This is a genomic window from Vibrio sp. 1562, from assembly GCF_033340155.1.
Lineage (GTDB): Bacteria > Pseudomonadota > Gammaproteobacteria > Enterobacterales > Vibrionaceae > Vibrio > Vibrio alginolyticus.
This window is the reverse complement of sequence record NZ_JAWOVY010000236.1, coordinates 1-789: the sequence shown is the minus strand read 5'-3', so window position 1 is coordinate 789 and position 789 is coordinate 1. Positions and strand designations below refer to the sequence as shown.

Genomic DNA, 789 nt, shown 5'->3' with positions numbered 1-789 from the left:
CATTACTTGGCGTCATGATGATCGAAAAATGGGATGTAGCGAATGTCGGTGCGATTCCAGAAACAGGCGCTGGTTTGAAAGATGCAATTGAGCTACTGCCGTTTACTCTAACGTCTATTCTCTTTATTCAAAGCTTGAGCCCAATGGTGATCTCATACCGCTCAAAAGAAAAATCGATTGAGGTTGCTCGCTTTAAAGCCATGCGCGCAATGAAAATTGCTTTCGGTATCTTGTTTGTGACGGTCTTCTTCTATGCGATTTCCTTTACGCTTGCGATGTCACATGAACAAGCGGTTAAAGCAGCAGAAGAGAACATCTCTGCTCTTGCGATGGTTGCGCAAGGTATGGACGGCACGACGCTAAAACTAATGAGTTTAATGCTGAATATTTTCTCAGTAATGACTGCGTTTTTTGGTGTGTACTTGGGTTTCCGCGATTCTTGCCAAGGTCTAGCGATGCTGGCTCTAAAAAAGGTCATGCCTGAAGAGAAGATCAATAAAGACTTGGTCACCAAAGGAATCATTCTCTTTGCGATTCTCATGGCGTGGGGTGCAATTGTATTGAATCTACCAGTTCTGAGCTTCACATCAGTATGTAGCCCTATCTTTGGTTTGATTGGCTGTTTGATTCCAGCTTACCTTGTCTATCAAGTGCCTTCTTTACACAAATACAAAGGCGCGTCGCTTTACTTGATTATTGCTACTGGTATTTTGCTGTGCGTATCGCCTTTCGTCGCATTTAGTTAAAACCTACGTTGCCTTGGCTGTTACTCAGTTAGTGATGGCCAAG

The 789-nt window shown here is 43.5% G+C and carries 1 pseudogene; it reads left to right on the top strand.

What is annotated here, in order from left to right:
* Window positions 1-746, top strand: a pseudogene (locus R7Z49_RS24365) (hypothetical protein); the annotation flags it as partial.
* Window positions 747-789 lie beyond the last annotated feature (43 nt).